A 26,407-nucleotide genomic window follows, 5' to 3' on the forward strand; every position below is an offset into this window, starting at 1 on the left:
TCCCGAAACCGTCACCGAAGCGCCGTTCACCCAGCCCGTGCGCCGGCTGGATGAGGTGAAGGCCGCGAAGGAGTTGGATTTGGTTTGGAGTGAGTGATGGTGGGGTTTTGGCGTTAGTTAGTAATTACTAATTAAAAGGGCCAATCTGACGGCCGTTTATGTGGTTGCACGACAAGCGAATACAGATGTTGACTTGTGATGCCCGTCACGTTTTTACTTTGTGGGGGGTTAGAACGACTACCTAAGCGAGACGGTCCTCCCATGATAGGCAGCGTACTTGGTTATTCGGCAAAGGCACACGCAGTCCAGTACCTGTAAATTTTTTTTGGATGGTTCGTGCGATGGCAGAGAAGAAATTTCTCAACAGAGATTACCTTAGGAAATGGCTAATCTCTACATCTGCCATTGTACTTACATCAGTGTCTTTTTTGAGTGATGTACAAGATTTGGAATTTCAATTCACCAGTCCGAAGGCATTAGTCGCTGTAATGGAAGGAGCCCCTTCCTATTTTCCCGATGGGGAGTATCTCATCACGTATTCCAATAGATCGGGCCTCGACACTGATGATATTGACTATTCGAAAATGGCAATGGTCGTATCCTTTGAGGCAAAGTTGGCAAGGCAAGATACTTTGATTGGTGGCCTAAGGCCATTGCTTGAGTGTCTAGGAGACTATAAATATTGCTGCACCATAGATCGTACCGATACAGCTTGCATAACCGCAGGTATCTGGGTGGTTGAGCCGAACAACTTTGCTGAACTTGAAAAATTGAAGAGAATTTTAAAAGAATACTCGGTGCTTTATGCTTTTAATGATGGCTCTGGTTTTGTCACGCTCAACAATGCCCGAATGGGTAATGGTGTACGCAAGTTAGTAAAAAGTTAACAAGCAAAGGCAGCATATGTGTTCGCGACGCTGCTTTGGGCGTTAGGTATTCCTCGTATCGGAAGGGCGTGAGCTCACCAAGAGGCATCATGGAAAGCGATGAAGATATTGTAGAACATCAAGGGGCACGCAGTCTTACATACATGCCTTGGTATGAGCATGTGAAGGAGTTCCTATTATCTCAGTGCAAGTCGATATCGATTTATTGGGTGGGCTTGTTTGGTGCTTTTTGGGGCCTTGTCGAGGCGGCTAGCTTTTTTTTATCCGAATTCGATCTGAGCAATATATATATCTTATCGATAGGCTTAGGTATTGGCTTTGCCGGCGCGCTGTTTCGCTGCCTGCATCTTTACCGGAGCACAGTGCCTGCAGGTTTGGCGCTGGAGTCGGACAAGGTCCATAAAATAGCTTTTTCAAAAAAACATTACTGGGAATATACGCTAGCCTTAGAGCTAGTAAAGTCTAGGATTCAGAGAATCGATGGCAATTTAAAAGATGTGATTTGCGATAGAGTGCATATTAATATTACAAAGACCATGGACGTCCGGCAATATATTGACTGGCTTGAAACTAGACCTGAAAACCTTCGTCGAATCGTCGCTGTCGCAAAACAACTTCTTATTTTTGACCTTGTGGAGGCGATGCACGCCGACGAATCAAACGAGGTTGACTACCATAATTTGGTTCGGGTCGTGGACCTTATTGGGGATATTTACAAAAGTGCATACGATTTCGAAGTAGAAGGTCGTGAAATAAAAATACCGGAGGGGTTCGAAGTCGTGCACGAAATACAGGCTGGCTGGGTATCTGTTGTTCGCGATGGATTCCATCAGATGCTAGATATTTTGGGATCCGTTGCAAATAGACAAAAAGGTGATTTTTCTCCTATAGACAAAACTATCGTCTTTGAGGAACTGCCACGCGTTGATGAATTTGGTGATGAGCTTGAGAGAATTGGGCGCGTTATGCGGCTCAACGGTGAGTGATAAGGATGCTTTGACGGACCTATTAATTTAAATGCGTCGCGCTCGCGCCTGTAGCGCTTGCGTTATGGCATTAAATTATCTAGTAAATAGAGTTAATAGTATGAACTTAAGAAGGCAGGCCTTTCTGAGAGATATTGGTAAAGAGTTGGTTGAAGAAAATGTTGCCATCTTTGCGGGGGCTGGATTATCCGTTGGCGCGGGATTTGTTGATTGGAAAGAGCTGCTTAGACCAATAGCGGACGAGCTTGGTCTAGACATCGAGCGCGAAAGCGATCTGGTCTCGCTGGCTCAGTATCATTGTAATGATAATGCGAATAATCGTAGTCAGCTAAACCAGAGATTGATCGAGGAGTTCTCCAGGTTAGCAGTAGAAACTGAAAATCATAAGATTCTAAGCAGACTTCCAATAAGAACATTTTGGACGACGAACTATGACAAGGTTATTGAGAATTCTATCGAGTTGGCCGGGAAGGTAGTAGACGTTAAATATACTAAGGAGCATCTTTCAACCACAAAGCCGAAGCGGAATGCGGTTGTTTATAAGATGCACGGAGATGTTGATCATCCAAACCAGGCAGTTCTGACTAAAGATGACTACGAAAAATACCATGTAAAAATGGATCAGTACCTCTCAAATTTGAAGGGGGATTTGATATCCAAGACGTTTATTTTTATCGGTTTTAGTTTCAGTGATCCAAATTTGGACTACATCCTTAGCCGCGTGCGCGTCGCATATGATGGATATCAGAGAAGGCATTATTGCTTTCTAAGGTCAGTGAAGAAGTTAGACGATGAAAATGACGCTGACTTTGAATATAGAGAAAGGAAGCAGCAGCTTTTTTTAAAAGACCTAGAAAGATTTAACATAAAGCCAATTCTCGTCGACGAATATGGAGAAATAACCGAGCTTTTGTCGTTGCTTGAAAGGCAGTACAGGTCGGGCACGGCATTTGTCTCTGGTGCTGCTCATACCTATGGACCTTGGCAAGAGAGTGTTGCTTTAAGTTTTGTCCACAAAATGAGTTATAAACTTTCAGAAAAGGGAATAAAAGTAGTATCTGGCTTTGGGTTGGGCATAGGAAGTTCTGTTATCTCCGGTGTGTTAGAGCAATTTTATATGACCTCAAGGGGCGCTGTCGAAGAACGACTTATTCTACGCCCCTTCCCTCAGAGCAACGAGGGAGAGGTCCCTCTTCCACAGCTGTGGAGAAAGTATAGAGAAGACATGATTGCCCATGCTGGCATAGCTATATTTCTATTTGGCAACAAATTTTCTGAAGGGAAGGTGATCTTATCTAACGGTATGCGTGAGGAGGTGGAGATAGCGAGGTCTCAAGGCATACTTATCATACCGGTCGGCGTGACTGGTTATATTGCTGAAGAAATATGGAACGAGGAGATTAAAAAAATTAGGCAATCTGAAGTGTATAGTAAGGAGTTCAAGGATTTGTTTTCGAAGTTAGGTGATAAACACCTGCCCCCTGATGAGCTGCTGAATGTTATTACTGACATTTGCGAGAATTTTAAAAAAGGATAAGTTATGGCAAGGCACGCGTTTTTTAGTTTTAGGTACAAGAATGATAATTGGAGGGCGGCTAACGTTAGAGGTAGTTGGCTAACAAAAGACCGGGAGGCCTCCGGGTTCTTTGACTCGGCGAAATGGGAAGAAGTAAAGAGAAAAAAAGATGCAGACATTGAGGCATGGATTGACGGACAGTTAAAAGGTACGTCGGTAACCGTTGTCCTTATTGGGTCGGATACAGCAGGGAAGAAATGGATCAACTACGAGATTGAAGCGAGCCATAAAAAAGGCAATGGAATGCTGGGAATTTACATACATAAAAAGAAGGATAATAAAGGTAACACTAGCGTTAAAGGGAAAAATCCATTTGATAACTTTACTTTTAAAAAAGGAGACAGGGTCATTAATTACCCTGTATATGATTGGGTGGGTGATGATGGCTATAATAATATGGGAAAGTGGATTGAGGATGCAGCAAAAGCAGCGGGGAAATAGCCCGTAATCTAATAACTACAGATCGTAGCTTTCCCGACTTGGGCGACGAATGGTGGCGGTTCTTGCTTCCTCTTCCGGTAGGTGAAAGAAGCCCCAGTTGGTCGCTGGGGCTTGGCTCTCACTAAATGCCATCCCGAACAATCGAAAGTCGACCATCTTCAACGGATACCGACACAGGCGTATCGATGTTGAACCCGGCCTGCTCCAGCCAGGTACCTTTGAGAAGAAGAAATGGAATGATGCGGTTGCCGCTGTAAGGCTCGCTTTTCAGCGTGTAGTCCCAGTGACCTTTGCGGACTTTCAGCTTGCGCTGTTTCATGATGTTGCTCCTTGTGCTTATTTCGAATTAAAAGCAATGGTGGTCAGGAGGTTCGAAACAGCCACAAGAACTGCTCTGGGTATTTCCCGAAGGTGTTGTATTCCCCAGACCTCCCGACCCTTACAGGCCGGTTTTCAGGCACAAAAATATTGCGGTTGGTTCGGGTTGCGGTGAGGCCCGCTTGTGGGAGTTTCGACGCTCCTAAAAGAAAGTGTACCCCTATTTTATTTACTGTCAATGCGTCCAGTGCACAGGTGCCGATCCCTTACTCAGCAACGGTTAGTGTTCGCCGTTGTGTCGGTGCTGATAGGACTTTATACGGTCGTCACCATAGGGCCATTCGCTCCGAATGGTTTGCTTCAGGTTAAGTCCTAAAGATCTGTCCCTTTTTGTGTTTTAGCGACAAAGCGCTAAATCCGTTGACACGTGATCTGCATCACGTTTTAAATCATATATTCAGTGCGTGGATCTAGATGCGTATTTCCACTTAGATTTCTGAGATTAGAGCGCGGTGGAGGATCAGATGGCGGAGACACATCAAATTCGGTGTATAAACAAGACTAATCGTCAAAGTGCACATGAGCGTATCAGCCACGTGGGCGGTTTGAATGGTGATGGTACTCGCTGGAAGCTCACGCTCGATCAGGCCATAGAAGGTATCGAGTCAGGAAAATGGAAGTTCTACGTGGAAGTAGGAGGCCGCCGTGTGTGGGTGATAGTTGCAACAAGTGCCAGCGGGAGAAAGTACCTGAAGACGGAAAACGATGGCGAGCAGCCGAATAACCTCCTCAGTCTCCCTGAGTGTCCTTGAATCCGAAGATGCTAAAGATGGACAGGGGGAATCGCCGAAGTCGACCTCGGTGGCGGTAGTTGCGAGAAGCTCTACAGATCCCGTTAAGTGGTGCGCTAAACGATAGGGGAATAAGGTGAGTGGAATTAGTATTTGGCAAATTATAATAATATTTCTTATGTTTTCTATCGTGATCCTGCCCTGTGTCATGGCTTTGTTTTCAAAGAAAATACACGGGGGTAAGAAGTTTGCGTGGTTTTTGCTTTCGTTCATGCTTAGCTGGGTAGGATATTCCATATTCTATCTTACGGTTGTTCGTCCCGCCCAAAAGCAAACCTTTGTTCCAATGCAAGATAATCCAGGAAGACAGCATCCGTATTGAGATTCGCGTGCTTGCAACGCTATATATGGTTGTGATATCGGTCAAGCATGAAAATTTATCATTAGACGTAGGGCTAAAATTTAATCACTCTATCTTCGCCTTGGCCTTCTGAAATGACTTTATTTTCGTTGGCCTATTGTCGGCCGTGGAATAAGGGAATCTATGGAACTTGTCAGGATATACATGGAGATGCTTGGGAATCCTAAGGTTCCTGGCAATCGAGTGATAAGGAAGACAATGTTTATAACGGCTTCTGAAGCCGTGCTATTGCTTTTATATCGCCATTTTCATGTTGGCGTACAATTTAATGAATATTTTTTCGTCACGATTCTTCTGGGGTTGTTGTTGCTTTTTGCGCAGGGTGTCATTGGAAGTGTTCTAAATGCTGCCTTGTATGACTATGTTTTGCAGGTTTCTCAACGCTTAAAAAATCCAGATCAAGCTTCGAGTTTATTGGCGGAGTGGGCGTTTGCCTGTGTAGTTCCCCTAGTGATTCTTGCGTTATCATTTTTGGAATAGATTTGTTTCTGTGAAAATGGGCAGTACTTTGAGAAAAGTAGGGTGCCCCTACACATCTGATGCCGTCGGCAATTTTGGTAAGCTGAAGAATGGCTTACACAGATCGCTTCCTCCACCAAACCATCACCCCCGTCACACTCAACACGATCACCGCCATCCCCAACACCGTCGCAACCACCCGATAACCCACCCCACCTACCGCCGCAATATGCAGGCTGGTCAGCCAGGTCGTCACCGTATTCCCCGCCGCTTCCCCGGTGGGCAGGTAGTGGCCCAGCAGCGCCCCGTCCGTGGCGTCCACGTACACCCAGGTCTCCCCGAACCGTTCGTTTACGTCGCTGCTGGTGCGCGCCATCAGTTTGAGGGCGTTCTTGTGCGGGTTGTAGGCGAAGCGTTCCAGGGCGTGGATGGTGAGGTCGCGGTCTTGGGCCAGGGCTTCCAGGTGTTGGCGGGCGGCGTGGTAGCCGGGTTCCCAGCCGATGGGCGGTTGTGGGCTGGGGTTGGCCCGGGTGGGCACGGTGTCGAGCGGGTTTTCCTGGAAGCTGAGGAACAGGCCGGTGGTGGGGCGGTAGATCGGGTCGTAGAGGGTGAGGGCGACGCCGCTCCAGGCGAAGACGAGCAGCAGGGCCCAGGGCCAGAGACCGCCGGCGCGGTGCAGGTCGAAGGTGCGTTTGTGGCCGCCGGCGCGCCAGCGGATTTGCCAGGCTTTGGCCCAGCGTGTCCAGAAGCGGCGGGGGCGGTGCCGGGCGTCGCGGCGGCGCGGTGGGGGGAAGGTGAGCCAGGCGCCGACGAAGCAGTCCAGGGTCCAGAGCAGGGCGATGAGGCCGAAGATCCAGGTGCCGAGGGTGCCCAGGGCCAGGGAGTGGTGCAGGCGGTAGACGAAGGGCATCAGGTTGGCGAGGCCCTGGCTGAGGTCGCCCCACAGGCGGCCGCCGAGGATCTGGCCGGTGTAGGGGTTCACGAAGACTTCGTCGATGGGTAGCGCGGCCGCGTCCGGTTTGGCGCTGAGGAAGAAGCGCACCGGGCTGTGGGCGTCCGGGGGCGCGAGCATCATCCAGTGGACGTTGGCGTCCGGGTAGGCGGCGTCGACCTGGTCGCGCAGGGCGAAGGGCGAGAGCGGTTCGCTGTGCGCCGCCGGGGGCTCGACTTGGAGCCACTGCGGGTTGATCAGGGCGTCGAGCTCGTAATACCACACCAGCAGCGCGCCGGTCAGGCCGGCGATGATTAGGAAGCCTGCCATCACCAGCCCGACGTAGCGGTGCAGGACGACGAACCGCTGGCGCACTGTCATTGCAGCCGGCCCATCAGAACAGGTACTTCACGCGCGCCAGGTAGGTGCGGCCTTCTTCGCGGATCACGCCGTCGAACGAGCCGGGGGAGAAGATCTCTTCGTCGGTGACGTTGTTGAGCAGCAGGTCCAGTTGCAGGGCGTCGGTGACGGCGTAGTAGGCGCCCAGGTCCACGCGGGTGTAGGCGGGCAGGGTGACGCTGTTGTCCGCGTTGGCGGGGCGTTCGTCCACGTAGGCGACGGTGCCGCCCAGGCTCAGGCCGGTGACGGCGTTGAGGTAGTAGCGGCTTTGCAGGGCGGCGGTGTGCAGGGGCACGTTGACGAAGCGGTTGCCTTCCAGGGTTTGGTCGTCGGTGCGCAGCACTTCGGTGTCGGTGTAGCCGTAGCCGGCGCTCAGGTAGAGATTGCTGGTGGCGTAGCCGTCCACGGTGAGCTCGGCGCCCTGGGAGCGGGCGCGGCCCTGGGCCACTTCGAAGCCGGCGTTGAGCGGGTCGCTGATGGCCATGTTGTCTTTGTCGATGATGAAGCCGGCGGCGTTGATGTTGAGGCGGCCGGCGGTGACGCGCACGCCCGCTTCGTATTGCACGCTTTCTTCCGCGTCCAGGGGTTGGCGGCCGGAGGTGGTGCCTTGCTGGGGCACGAAGGCTTCGTTGCGGCTGGTGTAGAGCGAGGTGCTGTCGGTGAGGTCGTAGACCAGGCCGAGCTGGGTGGTCCAGGCGGTTTCACCGAGTTCGGCGCGGGTGACGGCGTTGTTGTTCATGAAGTCGGTGGTTTTCTGGGATTGTTCCGCGTCGGTGTAGCGCAGGCCGGCGAGCAGGGTCCATTTGTCGGCGAAGGAGACGCGGTCCTGGACGAAGCCGGCGAGGATGCGGTCGGTCTGGGTGAAGCCGCGGTCGCGGGCTTTGGTGCTCAGGTCCATGGGGCCGTAAACCGGGTTGTACAGGTCGATGGGGTCGACCAGGTAGATTTGAGTGGGGCGGGAGCTGTCGGATTCCCGGTAGTTCACGCCGGCGATAAATCGATGGGTCATGCCGGCCAGGGTGGCTTCGCCGCTCAGGTCGAGGATCACTTCGTGGTCGGTTTGGCGGGCGTCGTCGCTGGCGAAGATGATGCGGTTGAGGGTGCGGAAGTCCGCGCCCAGGCCGAACGGGGCGTATTCCTGAAAGTTCTGGTCGTTGCGGGTGTAGGCGTAGCTCAGGCGGGCGTCGATGGTGTCGGTGATGGCCTGAACGAGGCGGGTGTTCAGGTAAAGGGAATCCCGCTCGGTGGTGGCGTCTTTCCAGGCCACGTTGAAGTCGTCGCTGTAGTCGCCGTTGGGGTTGGGCTCGATGGCGCCTTCCGCCGGGGCGCCGCCGGGCAGGGCGGTCCATTCGTTGGCGGAGTAGCTGCCTTCCACGGTGAGGTTGGTGGTGTCGGTGAGGTCCACGGTGACGTTGGGCGCCACGAACAGGCGCTCGTAGCCCCAGTAGTCCATGGAGGCGTTGCTGTCCTGGTGGGCCAGGTTGAGGCGTGCGCGCACCCGGTCGTTGAGCGGGCCGGTGACGTCCAGGGTGGTGCGGTGGTGATCGTAGCTGCCGTATTCGGCGCCCACTTCCGCTTGGTAGTAATCCAGTGGTTGCTTGGTGACCACGTTGATGGTGCCGCCCGGCTCCATCTGGCCGTACAGCACCGAGGCCGGGCCCTTGAGGATTTCCAGGCGCTCCACGTTGGCGAGATCCGTGGGGTGGTCGGTTTGCCGGAAGCCCAGGCCGTTGACGGATTCCTCCGCGTTGAAGCCGCGGATCAGGAAGTCGCCGGCGAACATGTCGCGGCCGGAGCCCGAGCGGTTGGCGCTGGGGGTGAGGCGCACCACGTCGCCGACGGTGTTGGCCTGGGCCAGCTCGAAGTTTTCCCGGTTGTAGACGCTCACGCTTTGCGGGATGGCTTCGATGGTGTCGTTCTTCTGGCGGCCGTAGACTGAGACGGCTTCCAGGGTGTTGCCTTCGTCCGGCGCCGCTTCCAGCCGATAGCCGCTGTCCACCCGCACGGCGGTGACGCCGCTGCCGGCGAGCAGCGCGCGCAGCGCCTGCTCCGGGGTGTAGTCGCCGCGCAGCGCCGGCGCCTGCTTGCCAGCGAGCAGCGAGGCGTCGCCGCCGATGGCCAGCCCGGTCCGCCGGGCCAGGTCGATCACCGCCTGGTCCAGCGGCTGGGCGGGCAGGTTGATCGTTTGCGGTTCCTGGGGTTGGGCCTGGGCGGGTTGGATGAGCAATAACGGGGTCAGCAAGCCGAGCAGCAAAAGCGCCTTGGGCGCGGTGGTTCCGGTGTTCATTTCTTTTGAGCGAATCATGGGGGCTCCAGCGTAAATTCGCGGTGTCTTTACCTATGAAGACAAAGCAGCGGAGCTAATCGGGCAGTGGTTGGGGAAATTTTCTTGTTCATGGCCCTTTCGGCTTGTCTATGCCTCTCGCGGCGAAAGCCTCGCCGTACCGTTCTGGAGGGCCTTCCCCCTTGTTGTGTCGCCGAGGCGCGGGAAATTGATAGGGTCAGTTGGCCAGGGACGGCCAACTGAGGCGGCGGACGACAGGGCGAAGCCGGATCAAGCGAAGCATGCTTCGCCCGGCGTAGCGCCCCGAGCATGCAGGCTCGGGGCCGGGGCCCCAGGCTCGTCTCGTCGCCGACCCGGCCATCAATTTCCCGCGACTCGGGTACCCGAAGGGCGACACAACGGGGTGTCCTTCTTTGTCTACTTTCTTGGACAAGCAAGAAAGTAGAACGCCCAGCAGGGCGTCAGCGGCGGTGGGACGGACCCGGTTCCAGCCAGATTCCCTCTAGTCCGCGATGAACCGATTTTTTATCGCGGTCGAACGGTCACGTACCAGGGCGTGAGGTAACGCACCTCCAGGTTGAGGGTATCGGCGAGCAGGGCGAGGGCGGCGTCGCTGTTGTCGGCGGGGAGCACGCCGGTAAATCGGCGCGGGCTGTTGGCGAGGGCGTCGTCCAGGGTCAGCAGGCCGGGGCGGTGGCGGGCCAGGCGTTCGACCACTTCCGTGAGGGGCGTGTTGCTGAAGGCCAGGCGGCCGTCGGCCCAGTCCGGGCGTTGGCGCGGGGTAGCGTCGCGGGCGAGGACGCCGTCGCGATTGAGGTCCGCCTGTTGGCCGGCGGTGAGTGCCAGGCCGTCGCCGCCGTCGCGGGGCGTGACCGCCACCTTGGATTCCTGCACCGCCACCCGGGTGAAGCCGTGTTCCAGGCGCACGCTGTATCGGGTGCCCAGGGCGGTGGCGGTGAGGTCGCGGGTGACGACCTGGAAGGGCCGGTCCGGGGCCTTGGCGACGGTGGCCAGCAGTTCGCCGCGCACCAGCTCCACGGTGCGGGTGGTGTTGCTGTAGTCAAGATCGATGGCGCTGCCGCTGTTGAGCACCACCTGGCTGCCGTCGGGCAGGGTCAGGGTGCGGATCTCCCCGGCGGTGGTGCGGTAGTCGGCGGTCCAGTAGATCCAGGGCAATTGCGCGCCGGCCAGCACCAGCAGCAACACGGCGCCCAGGCCGGTGAGCTGCCGGCGCCGTTGGCGGCGCCGCTTCACGGTGGGTTCGGTGGCCTGCCACATACGCCGGATCTGCTCGAGCACCTGGCGGCGGCGCGGGTCCTTGGCTTGCCAGGTGTCGCACTCCGCTTGCAGGTGGGGGCGCTCGTCGGCGCCGGCGGTCTGCAGGGCGACCACCCATTCGGCGGCCTGCTGGCGGATGCGGTTCAGCTCAGACACGGCGTGTCCGCCAGGCTGTCGTAGAGGCGCGCGTGGCAGTGGGCGAACGCCTTGGCCAGGTACTGTTTGACGCTGCTTTCGGAGACCGACAGCCGGCGCGCGATCTGCTGATACGTCAGGCCCTCAAAGCGCGCCATCAAGAAGGCGCGGCGCGGTTTCTCGGGCAGCTCGTCCACCAGCAGCTTGAGCACCGTCACCAGCAGGTTGTGGGCGGCGGCGATCTCCGCCGGGCCGCGATCGTCGCGGGTCTCCACCAGGATCGCCACCTGGCGCAGGGCTTCCTCTTCCACCTGCCGGCGGTGGTGGCGATTGATCATCAGCCGGCTGGCGATGACCATCAGATAGGCGCGCGGATCGCGCAGCGCGTCCAGTGACTGCTCGCCCAGAATCAGCCGCAGAAAGGTGTCCTGGCTCAGGTCCGCCGCGTCCTGCGGGCAGCGCAGCCGCCCGTGCAGCCAGTGCGTCAGCCAGCCGTGGTGCGCCGCATACAGCTCGCCCAGTTCCCGTTGGGAACCGGGCAGCAGGGGCTGGCTGTCGGTGGCGGCGCCGGACATAGCGATCAGGTTCGCATTTATAGTTGAGAGTGATTATCAATTAAAGGATGAGAGGGCGCAACTCGTGCTGCTCAACGTTCCCGAAAAATGAGTAGGACGGGACGGACCTGCTCAAAATCGCCCTTTTTTGAGCAGGTCGTCCCGCTGCCGCAGTGTGCTAAGCTTGGAAAGTATCTGCCCAGTCGGAGGGAAATACTGTGGAGATTCAATCGCTTACGGTCTCGGAACGAATCCTTCTCGCCGAAGCCCTGTGGGACAGCATCGTCGCGGAGCAGGCGGACATTGCGCTGACCGACGCGCAGAAAGAAGAGCTGGATCGGCGCTTGGCGGCGTTCGAGATAGACCAGGACGAGGGTTCGTCGTGGTCCAGCGTTAAGGCGCGAATACTGTCCAGGAAATGATGTACTCGCTGACGCTGCGGAAGGAAGCCGAGTCGGATATCGGTGAACAGTTCGACTTTTACGAAGAGAAAAGAGACGGCCTGGGCCACGATTTTCTTCTATGTGTCGAAGAGGCGCTGGATAAGCTGCAAAGAAATCCGCTTCTCTATCGCCAGATTCACAAGGATTTACGGCGGATTCCAATCCATCGCTTCCCGCACCGTATACTCTATTTGGTGAACGGGAATCGTGTAATTATTACGGCGGTATTCCATGCCAGAAAAGACCCTGCCTCTTGGACGGAGCGCGCCTAATAAAAAGGCTGAACCCGTGCAGGAGGAGCTGCAATTCGTGAAGGCGGTGGCCCGAGGACTGATGGACGTCCGCGAGGGCGATGCTGTCTCCGTGGAGGAAGCGCTAAACACCCTTTTGTCTCGTGCGCCCCTTGGCTACGACAAGAATTAGCCCGCTCTTTGGGCTTCGTCCGGGGCCGCAGTAAAGCCTTTTGGTGCGAGTCTGTTCAATAAAAAGAACAAGGAAAAATAAGTGTGAGAAAAAAGGGGACCCTGACCAAGTGGAATGATGATCGGGGCTTCGGCTTTATTACGCCCTCGGGCGGCGAAGAGCCGGTGTTCGTGCATATTTCCGCGTTTGCCCGGGGGCAGGAGCGGCCGGTGCTGAATCGTTCCCTGACCTATCGGTTGGTTCGGGATGAAAAGCAGCGGCCCCGCGCGGCGGACGTGCGTTTCATGGTCAGCCGCCGGCGGCCGGCGCGTGGAAAAAGCCGTGGGCTGATACCGGCCGCTCTGGTGATTGCCGCCTTCTTCGGTGGGCTGGCGGCGTTGGTGCCGCCGCCGGACTGGCAGCGCCTCGTCGGCTTCTATGCGCTGGCCAGTGTGGTGGCGTTTCTGTTTTACGGTCTGGACAAGCGGGCGGCGACGCGCGGTGGCTGGCGCACCTCGGAGGCGCGGCTGCATTTATTCGAGCTGTTGGGCGGCTGGCCGGGGGCCTTGCTGGCGCAGCGGGTGTTCCGGCATAAAACCCGGAAGGTGGAGTTTCAGATGGTGTTCTATATGGCTGTGATCGCCAATGTCGCGGCTTTGGGTTGGTTGTTGTACGCGGATGCCGGCGCAACGTTGCGCGCCACCCTGGGCGTTAGCCGGGTCGGTGGTGCCTGGTGACGGCGATTGCCTGTCGGTGTGCCGATCAGGAACGGGAGGGGCGATGAAGATCTTTGGCGATACACAGTCCGGCAACTGCTACAAGGTAAAGCTGCTCTGCTCACTGTTGGGTATTTCCCATCAATGGGTGCCGGTGGATATTCTCGCCGGCAAGACCGCCACCGCTCAGTTTTTATCGAAGAATCCCACCGGCAAGATTCCGTTGCTGGAACTGGATGATGGCCGCTGTCTTTCCGAGTCCAACGCGATTCTGAATTTCCTGGCGGCCGATAGTGATTTGTTACCCCGCGATCCTTTCGAGCTGGCCAAGGTGCAGCAGTGGCAGTTCTTCGAGCAGTATAGCCATGAGCCCTACATTGCGGTGGCGAGGTTTATCGCACTGTACCTCGGGTTGCCCGAAGAGCGCCGGGCCGAGTATGAGTCCAGGCAGGCGGGTGGCCATAAGGCGCTGGCGGTGATGGAGTATCAACTGGAAGAGTCGCCTTACCTGGCGGGAGGCAAGCTCACTACGGCGGACATCAGCTTGTACGGGTACACCCACGTCGCCGATCAGGGCGGGTTTGATCTGAGCCGTTATCCGGCCATTGAAGCCTGGCTGGGTCGTGTTGCCGGTGCGCCGGGTTACATTGGTATGAACGAGTAGCCTTCAATTCTGCTTTACGGTTCAGCGCGTACCCCCTCGTTATCATGTCGAGGCCGGGCGGAGCCTGAATAAACGGCGCTTTATCAGCGAGCCGATCGGCGGCTCTCGTCCACATCATCCTTAAGCCAGGCCTTGATCAGGGACTGATAAGGCCCATCCCGCTTGTTGGCCTCGATTTTGATGCGATCCAGCAGCGCTTCGGGCAAACGGAGTGAAATCGGCTTCGGTTTGACCATGCTTGGCATCCTCCAACAGCAGAAGCATTCAATCCCGTTATCGTCGTGTACCAGGGTTCCAAAGAATTTTTCCGGCCGCAGAGAGCTGCTTTTGGAGATTCAGGCGGTTACAGTCTCTGAACGAACCTTGCCGCTGAATCAACCGGCCCGCCAGGAGAGACACGCGCATGAAGCAGACGGGGTACGGGAAAATCGGGTTGCCGAAAATGCTGGGTCTCGTCTTTGTCTTTTTGTGGTTTTTTATTGGCGGTATCGCGCATTTCGCCTTTACCGATCTGGAAATGAAGATCGTTCCGCCTTGGCTGCCGGAACCTCGATGGCTGGTTCTTATCAGTGGCGCCTTTGAATGGCTCGGCGCCATCGGGCTGCTGTTCGCGCGCACTCGGAGAGCGGCGGGCTGGGGGCTTATTCTTTTGACTGTGGCGGTGACGCCGGCAAACGTTTATATGTGGCAGCACGCCAGCCAGTTCCCTGAGATTCCCTATTGGGCGCTTACTGCTCGCCTGCCGTTTCAGTTGGTGTTGATCGCGGTTATCTGGTGGTCAACGAAAGCGCCGGAGCGGCGCTTCACGGTTTGCTCGTGACCCTCAGTGCGCGGACGCGGTGGGCTGCACGATCATTTCATCCACGTTGACGTCATCCGGCTGCGCTATCGCATAGGCAATGGCGTTGGCGATGGCGTCCGGTTTCAGTGCCACCTTGCGGAAGTCTTCCAGCCATTCCTTGGTGGCGGCGTCGGTGGTGGTGCGCGCCAGCTCGCTTTCCACCACGCCGGGGGAAACGGTGGTGACCCTCACCTTCTTGGTCTCCATGCGCAGGCCGTCGGCGATGGCGCGCACGGCGAACTTGGTGCCGCAGTAAACGGCGGCGGTGGGGAAGACGTTGTGCGCGGCAATGGAGGCGGTGTTGATGATGTGCCCGCCGCGCTCTTCCATGGCGGTGAGCACCGCTTCGATGCCGTTCAGCACGCCTTTGATGTTCACGTCGATCATGCGATCCCATTCGTCCGCTTTCAGGGCGGACATGGGGGCCAGCGGCATCAGGCCGGCGTTGTTGACCAGCACGTCAATGGCGCCGAATTCCCGGGTGGCGTCGGCGACCACCTGCTTGAAGTTGTCCCGGGAGGTGACGTCCAGAGCGTAGGCTTTGGCGGTGCCGCCGTTTTGCTTGATTCTCTGTGCCAGGGTTTCCAGGCGGTCGGTGCGCCGGGCGCCGAGCAGCACCGTGTGGCCGGCCTGGGCCAACACTCGGGCGGTGGCTTCGCCGATGCCGCTGCTGGCACCGGTGATCAGAATAACTTTTGCTTTTTGCTGTGACATGACAAAGCTCCTTTAAGGATCAGCTTGAAGCGGTGGTCGGCAGGTGCCGCGTGTTCGATGCTTGTTATGCTAGCCGGGGGTGGCATGATCGCCGATACACGAAAGTAGGGTATGATTGCCCGATTCTCTGAGTGAGGCGAACGGTCAGGCAATGAATGAGGCACTGAGAAAGAAGCTGGTGGGATTGATCGAGAGTGTCGCCGTTGAGGAGGGCTTCAATGGCACGCCGATCCCCAATGTGTCCTGCTATAAAATTTCGCAACCCCATACCCGGTTGCCGGCGGTTTACGAGCCCTGCCTGTGCGTGATTGTGCAGGGCCGCAAGGATGTGATGCTCGGCAAGGAACTTCTTTCTTACGGGGAGCTGGAGTTTCTGGTCGCCTCAGTGCATTTGCCGGTTCTAGGCACCGTGGTCGAGGCGTCGCCGGCGCGCCCTTATTTCGTTATCCAGATGACGGTCGATGCCAGGCAGATCTCTGACTTGTTGTTACGGATGCCGTTGGAGGTCGCGCCCAAAAAGGCATCGGACAATGGGCTGTTCATTGGCCGGGTGGACCGGCGCATGGGCGGCAGCCTGCTTCGTCTGCTCACACTGATCGACATCCGCGAGGATATCCCGGCGTTGGCCGAGGCACTGGTTCGCGAGATGCACTATCGCCTGCTGCGCAGTGACCACGGCGAGTGGATCGCGCAGATTGCATTAAAGGGAACGCCCACGCAGCGTGTTTCCGTCGCCATCGAGAAGCTGCGCCGGGACTACCGTGAAGCGATCACGGTGGACGAGTTGGCGGGCCTGGCCGGCATGAGCGTTTCGACGTTTCATGCGCACTTCAAGGCGGTCACCAACATGAGCCCGCTGCAATTCCAGAAGTCGATCCGGCTGGTGGAGGCGCGGGCGTTGATGGTCACCCGCAAGCTGGATGCCGCCAGCACGGCCTACCAGGTCGGCTATGAAAGCCCCTCCCAGTTCAGCCGCGAGTACGCGCGCATGTTCGGCAACCCGCCGGTGCGGGACATCGCCAGCATCAGGCCTTGAGCCATTCCTGAATCGGGGCCGCGTGATCGGCGGTTTCTGATAAGGTACGGCCAACGTGCGGCCCACCAGCATGGAGGAAGGGTATGGATAAGGATCTGTTGGATAAACTGGATAAGCGCTATCGCCACCTGGAGGCGGGTGAACGCTACCGCGTGGCGAGGCCGTTTCTGGATTACGACGGCTGCCATTACCCGGCTGGCGACGTGGTTGAGTTCATCGGCGCCAGCTTCCTGCCCTATGACGACGGCCTGTCATTGTTCGTCATCTATCGTGGGCGTGAGGAACAAATCCGGCTTCAATTGCGACCGGAAGAGCAGCAGGACATGGTCGAGGGTTTGCAGTGCTATCTGGTGCGGGAGGGCGCGCGCGGGCAGTAGGCCGGGCCCTGCCCAATGCCCCCCTGGGCTACTCCGCTTTGCTCAGGGTGGCCTCTTTATGCGCCGCGATGTGATCGGTCTTGTCACTCTTGATCTCGTATTGCGGCTCGTCTTTCGATGCGCGGCGGGTGTGGCCTTTGTAGTCGAAGTCCTGGGTGTGCACTTTAATGATCTTGCCGCTGACCTGGCCCGCTTCGGAATTCCAGGTAACGTGGTCTCCGACCGTGAACTTGTGGTTCATGGCGTTTGCTCCTTGAATCACCGCGCCTGCCCGGTTGGCGTCACTCGCCAGATGGTGTTCGACAGATCGTCGGCGATGATCAGCGCGCCTTCCGGGTCCACGGTGACACCCACCGGGCGGCCGCGGGCCTTGCCGTCGTCGTTCAGGAAGCCACTGGCGAAATCCACCGGGTCGCCGGCGGGCTGGCCGTTCTGGAAGGGTACGAACACCACCTTGAAGCCGACCGGGTCGCTGCGGTTCCAACTGCCGTGCTGGCCGACAAAGGCGCCCTCGGTGAACGGATCGCCCATCTCCGGATTGGAGAAGTCCACGCCCAGGGCCGCCACGTGGGAGCCCAGCGCGTAGTCTGGTTTGATGGCGCTCTCGACTTTTTCCGGCTTTGGCGGCTTCACGCGGGTGTCCACGTTCTGGCCCCAATAGCTGTAGGGCCAGCCGTAGAAGGCGCCCTCGCGCACCGAGGTCAGGTAGTCGGGCACCAGGTTGGGGCCGATTTCGTCCCGTTCGTTGGCCACCGCCCAAAGCTGGCCGGTGTCCGGCTGAATGGCGAGGGCGGTGGGGTTGCGCAGACCGGTGGCGAAGGGCTGGTGCAGGCCGGTTTCCGCTTCGATCCGCCAGACCATGGCACGGTCTTCTTCCACCTCCATGCCTCGTTCAGCGATGTTGCTGTTGGAGCCGATGCCCACGTACAGGAAGCGCCCGTCCGGGCCGGCGGTCATTGCCTTGGTCCAGTGGTGGTTGATCACCGCTGGCAGGTCGGTGACCTTTTCCGGCGGGCCGCTGGCCCGGGTCTGGCCATTTTCGTAGTCGAAGCGTACCAGGGCGCCCTGATTGGCCACGTACAGCGTGTCGTCGATCAGGGCCAGCCCATAGGGCGCGTCCAGGTTCTCGGCGAACACACCCTGCTGTTCGTAGCGGCCGTCGCCATCGGCGTCGCGCAACAAGGTGAGCCGGTTGCCGCCTTTCACGGCGCTTTTGCCCTGTTTCTTGATCAGGCCGGCGATGAAATCCTTGGGACGCAGGGTCGGCGCGTGGCCGCCGGACCCTTCCGCCACCAGAATGTCGCCGTTGGGCAGCACCAGGGTCTGGCGGGGGATTTTGAGGTCGGTGGCGATGGCCTGGATCTGATAGCCGTCCGGCACGGTGGGCGTTTCGTTGCCCCATTCCGCCGGTTTGGAAATGTTCATGTTGGGCAACAGACCGCGCCGTGGTTCCGGCAGCGAGGGGTTGGCGCCGTGTTGTGAAGCCGGCTCAACGGAATCGGTTTCGCCACCGCAGGCGGACAGGGCAAACAGCAGCGGCAGTGACAGCAGGGGGATGACGTAGCGCATGTTATTTCACTCCTGCACGCAGACCTGAGTAGCCGATCCAGCTCGCCACCAGGGCCAGCACCGTCACCACCACCGACAACCACAACCCGGCCGGCATGGCCGCCCAGGCGTCCTTGGCGTGCACCAGCGCATTGATAAAGCCGAGCACCCACATCACCAGCAGCACGACGAAATACACCGCGTGCCGGGCGGTACGGGCGGGGCCGCTGATGATCCATTCGACCAGCGCCCACAGCAGCGCGAAGCCGCCCACCAGCAGGGCGCCGGCGATCAGCCAGGAGGCAAAGTTGGTCCACTGCACCTGATAGCTGGAGGAATAAGCCAGATCGCTAAGCAGAGCGCCCAGAAACAGGGGCAGCGGGAAGGTCAGTAGAAGGGCGTGTAGTGGATGGAGGGGACGCGAATGATCCATGTCGTAGGCTTCGGCCATGGCGCTTCTCTCGTTTGCCGGGGCTGGTATCTTCAGGGTCCCGATGTTTGTGGAGTTCGAACCGGCTGCGAAGCTGCCAGAACGACGCTCGAACGCGCCGCCGACTGATCGGTTTCGGCCGCGCATTGATGTTGAGATAAATCATTGCTACCCCTCTTACACAGATAACGCAATGTGCAACTTTAGAAATAGGCGCACGGGCTCGACACGACAGCGGGGTCGCTGATCAGTATCTGTGATGGCCGTCGGCGCAGGATGGCCGCGGGTAAAAGCAGCCTGCAAGAAAAGCAGGCAGTGGCTCATAGGCAGCATCCGCATGCAAAGGCACGTTCCGGTTCTTTGCCCACTTTTACATGCTTTCACATCCTCGCTGCTTGTGCCGATACCTGGTCGTCCATATTCAAGGATGACCGTGGCCAACAAGGAGTAGCCCGATGCCTTATGAAAAGCGTGCCGAATTGCCGGACAGCGTCCGTAATGTGCTACCCAAGGGTGCACAGGACATTTACAAGGAAGCGTTTAACAGCGCCTGGGATGAATACGACGACAAGGAGGACCGGCGTGACAACGCGACGCGGGAAGAGACCGCCCACAAGGTGGCCTGGTCGGCGGTAAAGTCGAAATACAGTAAAGGCGACGACGACCACTGGCACCCCAAAAAGGACTGACACTTAATCTGTTTGCAGCATCCGCGGCAGGGCCGCTATCTGGCGGAGCTGCGCGTTTGTTCCAAATGATCGGTGATACCGCGATGGGTGTCGGGCGCCCGGCCCTCCTCCGCCGGGTAGACACCATTGGGCCATGCGAGACACCGGCGAGACGCCGGCGCTCCAAATCGGGATAATGCCGCCCATTGAAGGCCATGACGCGCCCCACACTCCAATCGCGGTAGTCTCCTAATGCAGATCAACGTCAATTTCCTCGATAACCTTCGCCTCGAAGCCAGATTCGACGACTTCACCGTGGTCACCGACCAGCCGATTCGCTACAAGGGCGACGGCTCGGCGCCCAGCCCATTCGATTACTTCCTGGCGTCGTCGGCGCTGTGCGCGGCTTATTTCGTGCGCGTCTACTGCCTGGCGCGAGACATTCCCACCGACAACATCCGGCTGTCGCAGAACAACATCATCGACCCGGAGAACCGCTACAACCAGATCTTCAAGATTCAAGTCGAGCTGCCGGAGGGCATGTCCGATAAGGACCGCCAGGGCATCCTGCGTTCCATTGACCGCTGCACGGTGAAGAAGGTGGTGCAGACCGGGCCGGAGTTCCAGATCGAGACAGTGGAGAACCTGGATGAGGACGCCCAGGCGCTGCTGATGGCGGGCATCGAGGGCGAGGCGCGCACTTACATCGAGGGCAAGGACCGGGCCCTGGAAGAGACCATCGCCACCATGACCGGCATTCTCGCCGAGCTGGGCATGAAGATCGAGATCGCCTCCTGGCGCAATATCGTGCCGCACGTCTGGTCGCTGCACATTCGTGATGCCGCCTCGCCGATGTGCTTCACCAACGGCAAAGGCGCCACCAAGGAGAGCGCGCTGTGTTCCGCGTTGGGCGAGTTCATCGAGCGGCTGAGTTGTAACTTTTTCTACAATGATCAGTTTTTTGGCGAAGAGATCGCCAACAGCCCGTTCGTGCATTACCCCAATGAGCGCTGGTTCAAGCCGGGCGCCAACGATCAGTTGCCCGAGGGTATTCTGGATGATCACTGCCGGGCGATTTATAACCCGGAGGGCGAGCTGGGCGGCTCCAATCTGATCGACACCAACTCCGGCAACATGGAACGCGGCATCTGCGCGCTGCCGTTCGTGCGCCGCTCAGACGGCGAGACGGTGTGGTTCCCGTCCAATCTGATCGAGAACCTGTTTCTCAGTAACGGCATGAGCGCCGGCAACACTCTGCCGGAAGCGCAGGTGCAGTGTTTGTCCGAAATTTTCGAGCGGGCCGTTAAGAAACAGATCATCGAGGAAGAGCTGGCACTGCCGGATGTGCCGCCAGCGGTGCTGGCGAAGTACCCGAAACTGGTGGAAGGCGTCCAGGCGCTGGAGGCCCAGGGCTTCCCGGTGTTGGTCAAGGACGCCTCTTTGGGTGGGCAGTTTCCGGTGGCCTGCGTGGCGCTGATGAACCCGCGCACCGGCGGCGTGTTCGTGTCGTTCGGGGCGCACCCGAGCCTGGCGGTGGCACTGGAACGCAGCCTCACCGAGCTGCTGCAGGGCCGCAGTTTCGAGGGCCTTAACGATGTGCCGCCGCCCACGTTCAACAGCCTGGCGGTGACCGAACCCAATAACTTCGTGGAGCATTTCATCGACTCCACCGGCGTGGTGTCCTGGCGCTTCTTCAGCGACAAGGCCGACTACGATTTCCAGGAATGGGACTTTTCGGGCAGCTCTTCACAAAGTACGGACGAAGAAGCCGAGCGCCTGTTCGCCATCCTCGACGAGCTGGGCAAGGAGGTCTACATGGCCGTGCACGAGGACCTGGGCGCGCCGGTCTGCCGGATTCTGGTGCCGGGCTATTCCGAGGTCTACCCGGTGGACGACCTGGTGTGGGACAACACCAATAAGGCGTTGGACTACCGCGAGGACATTCTCACCCTGCATGCCCTGGACGACAGCGGCCTGGTCAATTTGCTCGAGCGTCTGGAAGACAGCCAGATCGACGATTACACCGATGTCATTACCCTGATTGGTATTGAGTTCGACGAAAATACCGTCTGGGGCCAGCTCACCGTGCTGGAGCTGAAACTGCTGATCAACCTGGCCCTGCGTCAACACGAGGAAGCGCTGGAGCGCGTGGAAGCCTTTCTGCAGTTCAACGACAACACGGTCGAGCGCAACCTGTTCTACCGCGCCGTCAGCGCGGTGCTGGAGATCACCCTGGACGACGAGCTGGAGCTGGACGACTATCGGGCCAATCTTGAACGCATGTATGGCGACGAGACCATGGTCGGGGTGATCGGTGCCGTTAATGGCGAGATGCGCTTTCCCGGCCTTACGCCCACCAATATGCAGCTCGATGGGCTGGACAAGCATCTGCGCCTGATCGAAAGCTATAAAAAGCTGCACGCTGCCCGGGCGGCAAAGGCGGGCGTGAGCCTTACGCCCTGAGTCGGGAGGTGGGAGCCTGTCACTCTGGAAGGTACGCGTATCGCGATGCCCGCCTTGAACAGTTCGCTATCCAGTGGTGCGAAGAAAATGGCGTCCAGGTGGTGACCGAACCCGACGACGAAGTTGAATAAGCCATGAACCAGTATGACGATTTTCACCTTTGGAAAACCGACCTGTTGGGAGCGTTGCTGCTGTACGGCGGCTTCGCGTGCGCCCTGGTACCGGCCTTTCTGGATCGTTCCTTTCCCTTGGGCATTGTGATCGGCGCGGTGCTGGTGGGCAGCTTCTTTCTGCGTAACGTAAAGGGCCATTTCGGCTTTTTCCAACTGCCCCGATACGCGGTGGTGATCAATTGCTATATCGGCGGGCTGTTGATCTCCGCGCTCTGGTACGGGCTCTCGCAAATGATGCTGAATTAACAGGCTGCCGGGCCCAGAGCCCGGGCATCACGGCACACCGGTTTTGCCAGTATCAGCGCTCGTAATCCGGTAACCAATGTCGCTGGCGCCGCGGGCCGCGATGGAGAGTCTCGCCGATGGCCTGGCCGATCTCCGCGCACACCGCGATACCCTGCACGAACGGGCGGTAGTGCATCAGAAACGGCAGCGCGGCGAGCGCGATGCGGTGCCCGCCGATTTGCGGCACCATCAGGGTGTAGTTATCGCCAACCGGCGGCAGCGCATCGCCGTGAGCCAGCAGTTGCTCGCGCAGACGTGGAAACGGCAGGTCGCCAAGGTCCAGGGCCTTCTGCCCCCGGGCATCAATGAACACCGGGAAATGATGGTCGCCGTTCACGGTGGTGATCACGGTGCCGTTGTCGCCGATGCGCATCCGGTAATCGGTGCCCATTTCCAGCACCTCGATGACGCCGGCGGCGCGTAGCGCCAGCAGCCGGCGGATCGATTCCGGCGGCACCGCCGCGTAGTTGTCCACGAACACCCGGCGCAGGCCGGCATCGAAACGTTCGCGGTCATTGCTGCTCAGATGTGGCGCGATGTCTTCCACGGCTTCGTGCAGACGCAACAAGGCGTAACGCCAGGGCACGGTGTGCTTGTTTCTTTTGTTGCGCTCCACTTCTTCCAGATTGCGGCGTGCCCAGCGAAATGGGTTGCGCTGGGCGCGGTTGGCGAAATAGGCGGCGGCGAAGGTGTCGGCGTTCAGTGTGGAGAGAGCGATGCTGTCGCTCCAGGCCGGGTCGGCGCGGCGGATCTCACGCCGTATCAGTTCGAACACCCGGTCCAGCAGGCCATGCGGGCCGGCGTCGATTTCCCGGCCGATGTTTTCCTGGGTGGCGATGTGCAAGGGCTGATGGGGAATCGGGCAATAGAAATCCGCTTCCGGCAATAACCCGGACCGTGACATCAGCGTGATGCACAAAGCCTCGCTGCCCGCTGCGCGCTGAAAACGCAGAGTATTGTGCGGATCGTCGGGTTGTTCATGGAAGCGCCCATGCTGCACGGCCACCGCCATGGCCGCGTCGATGCCGCTGAGCGAGGTGCCAAGCACGCCCACCGCGCCAGCGGGAATGGCGGCACCGATCAGGCCGCTCCAGGGGCTGGGGAAATACCCCGGCGTGTCGCGGGCCGGCGCAGGCCAGACGTGGCCGGTGGCGATCACCGCGCGGTCAAAGTCGCCGGGGTCGGTGTGACGGTCGGTCCAGATTTTCAGATCTTCCTGGCCCGCCGCCAGATCGGTGACGCGGCACCCTTCGAACACGGATACGCGGTGGCCCCGCTCTTTTGCCTTCGCCAGCAGGTCCAGAAACTGGTCGCGAAAATAATGCCCAAGCAGAATTCGTGGCAGAAACTGCCGCTCGTGCAAGCCTGCTTTATCCACCCCGTAGTCATTCAGAAAAGACGTTGTTCGCGCGCGCAGCCAATCCAGATAGGTGCGGGTTAGCGGGGGGATTTCGATACTGGCGATGTTGGCGAGCATGGCGCGGTGATTGGCGTGCCTGTCATACGGCATGCCGACGCCGGCCTGGTCGCCCTGCTCGTACAGGGTGATCGCCAGCGGCGCCCGACCATTGATCAGAGCGGCAAACGTGTAAAGGCCGGTAGGCCCGGTGCCAATAATGGCGATGCGCTGCATGGATATAATCTCAAGGCCGGACTTTGAGAATGCGTGACGCCGGGCTTTATTGTCCATTGGCGGAGTGCTGATTTTACCTTTTCCGCAAATAGAACAATCCTGGGTGCAAGTCCGGCGGTAACGCCGCCAATCATAAAAGCTATTGCTGCCTTTGGCAGGCTACATTGGCACCATGGGAAGCGATGAGACTAGATAGAGGGTATGGGTGGCCGATGCGGATCAGGCTGCGGAGAATTGCAGGTGTGTTTCCACAAGGAGAACAACGATGAGCGAGAGCAAATGCCCCTTTAATCACACCGCCGGCGGCGGCGTTACCAATAAGGATTGGTGGCCGAACCGCCTGCGCATTGAGCTTCTGCATCAACATGCGCCGGTTTCCAGCCCCATGGATAAGGATTTCGACTACGCCGAAGCCTTCAAGAGCCTGGATCTGGCGGCGTTGAAAAAAGATCTGGAAGCGCTGATGACCGATTCCCAGGACTGGTGGCCGGCGGATTTTGGTCATTACGGGCCGTTGTTCATCCGCATGGCCTGGCACAGCGCTGGCACCTATCGCTTGGGCGACGGCCGCGGCGGTGCTGGTGCCGGCACCCAGCGGTTCGCCCCCCTGAACAGCTGGCCGGACAACGTCAACCTGGATAAAGCCCGCCGGCTATTGTGGCCGATCAAGAAAAAGTACGGCAACAGGATTTCCTGGGCCGACCTGATCGTGCTCAGCGGCAACGTGGCCCTGGAATCCATGGGGTTCGAGACCTTTGGTTTTGCCGGCGGCCGCGAGGATCTGTACGAACCCGAGGAAGACGTCTACTGGGGCGCGGAGAGCGAATGGCTGGGCACCGGCAAGCGCTATTCCGGCGAACGGGACCTGGAAGATCCCCTCGGGGCCACCACCATGGGTCTGATCTATGTGAACCCGGAAGGCCCCGAGGGCGAGCCGGACCCATTGAAAGCGGCCCACGACATCCGCGAGACCTTCGCCCGCATGGCGATGAACGACGAAGAGACCGTGGCGCTGATCGCCGGCGGCCACACCTTTGGTAAAACCCACGGCGCCGGCGACCCGGAAAAAGTGGGGCCGGAGCCGGAAGCCGCGCCCATCGAAATGATGGGCCTGGGCTGGAAGAGCAGCCATGGCAGCGGCATGGGTGATGACACCATGGGCGGTGGGCCGGAAGTCACCTGGACCCAAAAACCGACCCAGTGGAGCCATTTGTTCTTCGAGAACCTGTTCGGCCACGAATGGGAGCTGGAGAAGAGCCCGGCGGGCGCTTACCAGTGGGTGGCCAAGGACGCCCAGGCTGACGTTCCCTACGCCCACGATCAGAGCAAGAAGCGCAAACCGACCATGCTCACCACTGATTTGTCGCTGCGCTTTGATCCGCAATACGAAAAGATTTCCCGCCGCTTCCACGAGAATCCGGACCAGTTCGCCGATGCCTTCGCGCGCGCCTGGTACAAGCTCACCCACCGTGACATGGGCCCGATTGAGCGTTACCTGGGCCCGGAAGTGCCCAGCGAGGAGCTGATCTGGCAAGACCCGGTGCCCGGCGTGGATCACCCCCTGGTGGACGACCAGGACATCGACCGCCTCAAGGGCGAAATTCTGCAATCCGGTTTGTCGATCGCGCAACTGGTGAAGGCCGCCTGGGCCTCCGCCTCCAGTTATCGCGGCTCCGACATGCGCGGCGGCGCCAACGGCGCCCGCGTGCGCTTGGCGCCGCAGAAGGATTGGGCGGTCAATGATCCGCAAAATCTGGATAAGGTGCTGCGGACCCTGGAAGGCATCCAGCAGCGGTTTAACCAGTCCGCCGCTGGCGGCAAGAAGGTGTCGCTGGCGGATCTGATCGTGCTGGCCGGCTGCGCGGGCGTGGAAAAAGCGGCGGCCAACGGCGGCCATAAGGTGACGGTGCCGTTCCGCCCGGGGCGCACCGACGCGTCGTTGGAGCAGACCGATGTGGATTCATTCCGCTATCTGGAACCGTTCGTGGACGCGGTGCGCAATTACCGCAAGGGCAAAACCGCGGTGGGCGCGGAACACCTGATGATCGACCGCGCCCAGTTGCTCACGCTGACCGCCCCGGAACTGGCCGTGCTGGTGGGGGGCATGCGCACCCTGAACGCCAACCACGATGGTTCCGCGCACGGGGTGTTCACCGACCGCCCGGAGGCGCTCAGCAACGATTTCTTCAAGACCGTGGTGGACATGAGCATCGCCTGGGCGCCGCAATCCCAGGACGATGATTTTCTGTTCGAGGGGCGCGACCGCTCCAGCGGTGAGCTGAAGTGGACCGCCACCCGCCTGGATCTGGTGTTCGGCGCCAATTCCCTGCTGCGCGCCCTGGCCGAGGTGTACGGCGCCGATGAAGCGGAACAGAAGTTCGTCAATGACTTCGTCGCCGCTTGGGACAAGGTGATGAACCTGGGGCGGTTCGACCTGAAGTAATCGGTTCTTTTAACGGCCAAAAAAGAGCGCGGCTTCGGCCGCGCTTTTTTTAATCTTGGCTAAGCGCCTCCGCCATCAGAGCGACCATGGATGGCTTGAGCTCTCCCGGAA

28 protein-coding genes are annotated in these 26,407 nt (G+C 58.7%); 17 read left to right on the forward strand and 11 right to left on the reverse strand.

Going from position 1 to position 26,407, the window contains the following annotated elements:
* Positions 1-341: 341 nt before the first annotated feature.
* The 4 genes from CGS25_RS11455 (at position 342) to CGS25_RS11470 (ending at position 3,890) form a co-directional block, all read left to right on the forward strand.
* Positions 342-887, forward strand: a complete 546-nt coding sequence (locus CGS25_RS11455; protein ID WP_198588769.1) for a hypothetical protein — start codon at positions 342-344, stop codon at positions 885-887.
* Between the two features lie 89 nt (positions 888-976).
* On the forward strand, positions 977-1,873 hold the full coding sequence (locus CGS25_RS11460) for a hypothetical protein (protein WP_101675526.1): 897 nt from the start codon (positions 977-979) through the stop codon (positions 1,871-1,873).
* Between the two features lie 64 nt (positions 1,874-1,937).
* On the forward strand, positions 1,938-3,410 hold the full coding sequence (locus CGS25_RS11465; protein ID WP_198588770.1) for an SIR2 family protein: 1,473 nt from the start codon (positions 1,938-1,940) through the stop codon (positions 3,408-3,410).
* A 3-nt stretch (positions 3,411-3,413) separates the two neighbouring features.
* On the forward strand, positions 3,414-3,890 hold the full coding sequence (locus tag CGS25_RS11470; protein WP_101675528.1) for a TIR domain-containing protein: 477 nt from the start codon (positions 3,414-3,416) through the stop codon (positions 3,888-3,890).
* Positions 3,891-4,011: 121 nt separating this feature from the next.
* On the opposite strand, the gene CGS25_RS11475 is transcribed toward CGS25_RS11470, so the two are convergent.
* Positions 4,012-4,209: a SymE family type I addiction module toxin gene (locus CGS25_RS11475; RefSeq protein WP_101675529.1), complete on the reverse strand. Its 198-nt coding sequence runs from the start codon at positions 4,207-4,209 to the stop codon at positions 4,012-4,014.
* 523 nt (positions 4,210-4,732) lie between these two features.
* Between CGS25_RS11475 and CGS25_RS11480 the strand changes: the two genes are divergently transcribed.
* Both CGS25_RS11480 and CGS25_RS19015 read left to right on the forward strand, forming a co-directional pair.
* Entirely contained in the window at positions 4,733-5,020 is a 288-nt protein-coding gene (locus CGS25_RS11480) for a DUF3892 domain-containing protein (RefSeq protein ID WP_101675530.1), read from the forward strand.
* A gap of 544 nt (positions 5,021-5,564) precedes the next feature.
* Complete coding sequence (locus tag CGS25_RS19015; RefSeq protein ID WP_198588771.1) at positions 5,565-5,900, forward strand: hypothetical protein; 336 nt, start codon at positions 5,565-5,567, stop codon at positions 5,898-5,900.
* Positions 5,901-5,994: 94 nt separating this feature from the next.
* Here the strand turns inward: CGS25_RS19015 and CGS25_RS11490 are convergent, their stop codons facing one another.
* From CGS25_RS11490 to CGS25_RS11505, 4 genes are all read right to left on the reverse strand, one after another.
* Positions 5,995-7,191, reverse strand: coding sequence for a PepSY-associated TM helix domain-containing protein (locus CGS25_RS11490; protein ID WP_101675531.1), 1,197 nt, complete (start codon positions 7,189-7,191; stop codon positions 5,995-5,997).
* Positions 7,192-7,204: 13 nt separating this feature from the next.
* Positions 7,205-9,514, reverse strand: coding sequence for a TonB-dependent siderophore receptor (locus CGS25_RS11495; protein WP_232802373.1), 2,310 nt, complete (start codon positions 9,512-9,514; stop codon positions 7,205-7,207).
* 504 nt (positions 9,515-10,018) lie between these two features.
* The gene (locus tag CGS25_RS11500) at positions 10,019-10,927 is read right to left on the reverse strand and encodes a FecR family protein (protein ID WP_101675532.1); all 909 of its coding nucleotides are present in this window, start codon (positions 10,925-10,927) and stop codon (positions 10,019-10,021) included.
* On the reverse strand, positions 10,915-11,481 hold the full coding sequence (locus CGS25_RS11505; protein ID WP_101675533.1) for a sigma-70 family RNA polymerase sigma factor: 567 nt from the start codon (positions 11,479-11,481) through the stop codon (positions 10,915-10,917). The genes CGS25_RS11500 and CGS25_RS11505 overlap by 13 nt, the downstream gene beginning before the upstream one ends.
* Positions 11,482-11,678: 197 nt before the next feature.
* Between CGS25_RS11505 and CGS25_RS11510 the strand changes: the two genes are divergently transcribed.
* The 4 genes from CGS25_RS11510 to CGS25_RS11525 all read left to right on the forward strand — a co-directional run bounded on the left by CGS25_RS11510 (position 11,679) and on the right by CGS25_RS11525 (position 13,685).
* Positions 11,679-11,882 carry an addiction module protein gene (locus tag CGS25_RS11510; protein ID WP_101675534.1) on the forward strand — a complete coding sequence of 68 codons (204 nt, stop codon included), beginning with the start codon at positions 11,679-11,681 and terminating at the stop codon, positions 11,880-11,882.
* Positions 11,879-12,175 carry a type II toxin-antitoxin system RelE/ParE family toxin gene (locus tag CGS25_RS11515; RefSeq protein ID WP_101675535.1) on the forward strand — a complete coding sequence of 99 codons (297 nt, stop codon included), beginning with the start codon at positions 11,879-11,881 and terminating at the stop codon, positions 12,173-12,175. Before CGS25_RS11510 ends, CGS25_RS11515 begins: the two co-directional genes overlap by 4 nt.
* A gap of 234 nt (positions 12,176-12,409) precedes the next feature.
* A complete protein-coding gene (locus CGS25_RS11520; RefSeq protein ID WP_101675536.1) occupies positions 12,410-13,042 on the forward strand; it encodes a DUF1294 domain-containing protein in 633 nt (210 codons plus the stop codon).
* Positions 13,043-13,085: 43 nt separating this feature from the next.
* Complete coding sequence (locus tag CGS25_RS11525) at positions 13,086-13,685, forward strand: glutathione S-transferase family protein (protein WP_101675537.1); 600 nt, start codon at positions 13,086-13,088, stop codon at positions 13,683-13,685.
* An 83-nt stretch (positions 13,686-13,768) separates the two neighbouring features.
* Here the strand turns inward: CGS25_RS11525 and CGS25_RS11530 are convergent, their stop codons facing one another.
* A complete protein-coding gene (locus tag CGS25_RS11530; RefSeq protein WP_232802375.1) occupies positions 13,769-13,921 on the reverse strand; it encodes a CopG family antitoxin in 153 nt (50 codons plus the stop codon).
* A gap of 167 nt (positions 13,922-14,088) precedes the next feature.
* Between CGS25_RS11530 and CGS25_RS11535 the strand changes: the two genes are divergently transcribed.
* A complete protein-coding gene (locus tag CGS25_RS11535; protein ID WP_198588772.1) occupies positions 14,089-14,505 on the forward strand; it encodes a DoxX family protein in 417 nt (138 codons plus the stop codon).
* Between the two features lie 3 nt (positions 14,506-14,508).
* Here the strand turns inward: CGS25_RS11535 and CGS25_RS11540 are convergent, their stop codons facing one another.
* Complete coding sequence (locus CGS25_RS11540) at positions 14,509-15,240, reverse strand: SDR family oxidoreductase (RefSeq protein ID WP_101675539.1); 732 nt, start codon at positions 15,238-15,240, stop codon at positions 14,509-14,511.
* Positions 15,241-15,391: 151 nt separating this feature from the next.
* Here CGS25_RS11540 and CGS25_RS11545 point away from each other — a divergent pair, with 151 nt between their 5' ends.
* On the forward strand, positions 15,392-16,276 hold the full coding sequence (locus CGS25_RS11545; protein WP_101675540.1) for an AraC family transcriptional regulator: 885 nt from the start codon (positions 15,392-15,394) through the stop codon (positions 16,274-16,276).
* An 83-nt stretch (positions 16,277-16,359) separates the two neighbouring features.
* On the forward strand, positions 16,360-16,653 hold the full coding sequence (locus tag CGS25_RS11550) for a DUF3601 domain-containing protein (RefSeq protein WP_101675541.1): 294 nt from the start codon (positions 16,360-16,362) through the stop codon (positions 16,651-16,653).
* Between the two features lie 28 nt (positions 16,654-16,681).
* Here CGS25_RS11550 and CGS25_RS11555 read toward each other — a convergent pair whose 3' ends face one another.
* The 3 genes from CGS25_RS11555 to CGS25_RS11565 are packed head-to-tail and all read right to left on the reverse strand — an operon-like array spanning position 16,682 to position 18,652.
* Positions 16,682-16,894 (reverse strand): hypervirulence associated TUDOR domain-containing protein, encoded by a 213-nt coding sequence (locus tag CGS25_RS11555; protein WP_089034136.1) that lies wholly within the window; start codon positions 16,892-16,894, stop codon positions 16,682-16,684.
* 17 nt (positions 16,895-16,911) lie between these two features.
* Entirely contained in the window at positions 16,912-18,222 is a 1,311-nt protein-coding gene (locus CGS25_RS11560; RefSeq protein WP_101675542.1) for a PQQ-dependent sugar dehydrogenase, read from the reverse strand.
* A gap of 1 nt (position 18,223) precedes the next feature.
* Complete coding sequence (locus CGS25_RS11565; RefSeq protein ID WP_101675543.1) at positions 18,224-18,652, reverse strand: DUF2231 domain-containing protein; 429 nt, start codon at positions 18,650-18,652, stop codon at positions 18,224-18,226.
* A gap of 434 nt (positions 18,653-19,086) precedes the next feature.
* Between CGS25_RS11565 and chaB the strand changes: the two genes are divergently transcribed.
* The 3 genes from chaB to CGS25_RS11580 all read left to right on the forward strand — a co-directional run bounded on the left by chaB (position 19,087) and on the right by CGS25_RS11580 (position 22,181).
* On the forward strand, positions 19,087-19,320 hold the full coding sequence (gene chaB, locus CGS25_RS11570; protein WP_089034139.1) for a putative cation transport regulator ChaB: 234 nt from the start codon (positions 19,087-19,089) through the stop codon (positions 19,318-19,320).
* A gap of 231 nt (positions 19,321-19,551) precedes the next feature.
* On the forward strand, positions 19,552-21,762 hold the full coding sequence (locus CGS25_RS11575) for an OsmC domain/YcaO domain-containing protein (RefSeq protein WP_101675544.1): 2,211 nt from the start codon (positions 19,552-19,554) through the stop codon (positions 21,760-21,762).
* A 134-nt stretch (positions 21,763-21,896) separates the two neighbouring features.
* Positions 21,897-22,181 carry a hypothetical protein gene (locus CGS25_RS11580; protein WP_089034141.1) on the forward strand — a complete coding sequence of 95 codons (285 nt, stop codon included), beginning with the start codon at positions 21,897-21,899 and terminating at the stop codon, positions 22,179-22,181.
* A gap of 52 nt (positions 22,182-22,233) precedes the next feature.
* Here CGS25_RS11580 and CGS25_RS11585 read toward each other — a convergent pair whose 3' ends face one another.
* On the reverse strand, positions 22,234-23,853 hold the full coding sequence (locus CGS25_RS11585) for an FAD-NAD(P)-binding protein (protein WP_101675545.1): 1,620 nt from the start codon (positions 23,851-23,853) through the stop codon (positions 22,234-22,236).
* A gap of 265 nt (positions 23,854-24,118) precedes the next feature.
* Here CGS25_RS11585 and katG point away from each other — a divergent pair, with 265 nt between their 5' ends.
* Positions 24,119-26,296 (forward strand): catalase/peroxidase HPI, encoded by a 2,178-nt coding sequence (gene katG / locus CGS25_RS11590; RefSeq protein WP_101675546.1) that lies wholly within the window; start codon positions 24,119-24,121, stop codon positions 26,294-26,296.
* Positions 26,297-26,407: the final 111 nt, after the last annotated feature.

Origin of the sequence: Alloalcanivorax mobilis (genome assembly GCF_002864685.1) — a bacterium.
GTDB classification, from domain to species: domain Bacteria; phylum Pseudomonadota; class Gammaproteobacteria; order Pseudomonadales; family Alcanivoracaceae; genus Alloalcanivorax; species Alloalcanivorax mobilis.